Consider the following 3,166-nt stretch of genomic DNA (forward strand, 5'->3'; position numbering starts at 1 on the left):
TTCCACCTACAACTATAGTGTCTAATTTACCCGTATCTTTATCTGTAGTAACAAGCCAATCTTTAATTCCAACACTACCACTACCATTGTTAGTTACTGTATTACCATGATCATCTTTACCTACTGAGCCTTGGTTGGAAATAACTAAATCAGCATTACCATTATTTGTAATACCTCCACCTATAGTAGCACCTTCTCCATTAGAAATTTCAAGTTTATTATCACTATTGTTAGTGATAGAACCACTTATACCTGTATCAGAAGTAGAGGTGTTAGTGATGGAATCAAGTTTACTATCTTTATCTACAGTAATTGAACCAGAAATAGCTCCATTACCCTCATTGGTAATGGAATCAATACTACTACCACCACTTACTTGAACACTTCCTGAGATACTTCCATTACCTTGATTAACAAGACCACCTTCTACCTTAGCTCCACCTTCTATCTTGATATCGCTACCTATAGAAGCATCACCTGTATTGATTATATTTCCTTCAAGTTTAGTGTTTTCTCCACTAACTGTAATGCCACCTGTTATACTTCCTGAGCCAGAATTAGATATGGCTTGACCTGAAGAAGAAGTTACAGTAGCTCCATCTTTTATTGTCATAGATCCTGTTATTTTTCCACCATCATTAGATATACCAGCACCACTTCCACCTTCTACTCTAGAACCTTTTCCAGATAAAATCATTTCTCCGCTTAAAGAAGCTGCATTATCTAATCTTATGCCATTAATATTACCTTTAATAACACCACCATTTTTAAGTTCTATTTTTTGACTGCTTGATCCAGTTTCTAAAACAATTCCATTGATGTCGCCATAAATTCCACTTACTGTACCATCTTTTTTTGAGCTTGCTCCATCTATGTATAAATCCCCTAGAGTTTGCCATTGGGCTATTGCTATTCCAGCATCTTTTCCATAAACTACGCCTCCATCTTTTATGGTAAGTGTTCCAAATTTACCCCAAGTTACAACTATGCCAGAATAATTTGATTGTATAGTTCCTGTGTTGATGATATTTTCTATAGTGCCACCACTTTCTAGTTTTATGCCGGCATTGGCATCATAACTACCGTTAGATATTATAGTTCCAGAATTAACAAGGGTTTTTATGTTGCCACCTGCTACAAATATACCAGAAGAGCTACCACTGATAGTTCCATTATTATTAAAACTATTTATAGTTCCTCCAGATAAGCTTACACCTTGTTGTCCACTGATTAGACCGTTGTTGCTAAAGCTTTGTATATTAGTATTCTTTCCTTCGAAAAAAACTCCATCATCATTTGATTTAATAGTCCCACTATTATCAAATTTATCTATATTAAGAGTTCCTGAGTTACCTCCCCAAACTCCCATATAGACATTTCCATTGATTTGGTTTTTATTTTCAAAGGTATTAACAGTAATGGTTCCATTAAAATTGTTATCATGTTCTACAGCTACCTTACCGTTAATAGTTCCATTATTGGTAAGATTAGTAAGTGTAAGAGTGTTGTTACCACTAGCATGAGCATAGATAATTTTATTGTTGTTATTCTCATTGCCTAAAGTTCCACCTGCTTCAATTATTATGGTATGTGGACCTTGATCGGTAATGTTGATTTGATTGCTTATTGAGCCACTTACAGTTGTATTAACTCTAGCTTCAGGAGTATAAACACTTGCTGATCTAGCTTTAGTATTTTTATGAACTTCATCATAAGTTTTTATTTCAGAATTTAATGTAGCATTAGCACAACTCGCTAAGAAAGAAATAGTAGCTAAAGATAAAACTATCTTTTTAGAATTTAAACAGGATTCTTTAATCCCCCCCCCATGGACACCTTACTTGAAATAATATTTTTACTCAAATATTTTTCTCCTTCCTTATTTTAAATTTTTAAAGATTGGTTTTATAAATCATATTTTAATAATAATATCAAATATAAAACTGCGGAATGATAAAATATTTAAACTTAAAATATAATTAAATACTAACATTGAAAATCATCAATATTGTTAAATTTTAATTAAAATTTGTTTTAAATAAAGAAGTTAGTTTAATAAAAGTAAAATTATATGAAATGTTATTTTACAAAACACAACGAAGATTTAAGTTGTATAAGCGTGAATTTTCACGCTTACTCTAGTTCATATTTTTTGATCAAAGTATTGTAAAATCCATTGGTTTTTGTCTCATCTATACCTTTATCAAAAATTTCTACCAATTCTTTTTGTTTGTTTTTATCAAAAGCAAAGCTAAAGCCTTCTCCACCATCCATTTCTTGGTAAAAACTTATCAAGTCTGGATTTTCAGCTAAAAAACCTTTAGCAGTATCTTCATCTGCGATAATAGCATCAATTTTGTTGTTTTTTAGTGCTAAAATAGCAATATTTAAATCTTTATTGCTTTGCACTTGTGCATTTTTGATAGCTTTTGCAGTATTTTCTTGTAAAGTTCCTAGTTGAACTCCTATTTTTTTACCTTCTAAATCATTTTTCGTTTGAAGTAAAATGTTACTTTTTAGTTTAAGATAAAGATTTTTACTCATATAGTAAGGTTTAGTAAAATCAACACTCTGTCTTCTTTCATCTGTTGCACTCATAGCCGAGGCAATCATATCAATTTTACCAGCTTTTAAAGCAGGTATTAGCCCATCGAAATTGGTTTCAACCCAAACAATTTTAATACCATTTTTTTTGGCGATCTCTTCTACTAGATCCGTATCAAAACCTGTGAGTTTTGAATTTTCTTTATAGTTAAAAGGTTTATAGTTTGGGGCGGTTCCAACCTTTAATTCTACGCTTGCATTTGTTTCTTTGTTTTTAGAATCATTGCAAGCGTTTAAAAATAAGCCAACCAAGGCAACTAAAATAACACTAAATATTTTTTTCATTTTATTCCTTTGATATAAAATATTTTAAAATTATACTTATTTTAAATTTATATTTAATTAAGTCTGATTGCTTTTTGCAATTTTAAATTATATAATCTTTAAAATATATTTTTATACAAATATTTTCAAAAACCTACCAAATATTTATATTATTTAATCCTTTATTTAATCCCCTTTTAAGTTTAATTGGTTATACTTTCATTTCCTTTTTTGAAAAAAAGGACTTAAAATCTTTTAAATTATAAAGTTTCACTAACTGAGTAGATTTTATAAATTA

Annotated in this window: 2 protein-coding genes; both read right to left on the minus strand. The window is 30.1% G+C overall.

What is annotated here, in order from left to right; all coding sequences use genetic code 11:
* A partial coding sequence (locus tag AJ936_RS07235) for a beta strand repeat-containing protein (RefSeq protein ID WP_407918713.1) occupies window positions 1-1,819 on the minus strand: 1,819 nt, incomplete at its 3' end.
* A gap of 314 nt (window positions 1,820-2,133) precedes the next feature.
* Window positions 2,134-2,889, minus strand: coding sequence for a transporter substrate-binding domain-containing protein (locus tag AJ936_RS07240; RefSeq protein WP_070274257.1), 756 nt, complete (start codon window positions 2,887-2,889; stop codon window positions 2,134-2,136).
* Window positions 2,890-3,166 lie beyond the last annotated feature (277 nt).

The sequence above is a fragment of the Campylobacter sp. BCW_6877 genome (assembly GCF_001762445.1).
In the GTDB taxonomy this organism is placed as follows: Bacteria; Campylobacterota; Campylobacteria; order Campylobacterales; family Campylobacteraceae; genus Campylobacter_D; species Campylobacter_D jejuni.

What these genes read in the sequence shown, in the direction of transcription:
- AJ936_RS07240 (WP_070274257.1), bottom strand. Translation starts at nt 2,889, where the DNA reads ATGAAAAAAATATTTAGTGTTATTTTAGTTGCCTTGGTTGGCTTATTT.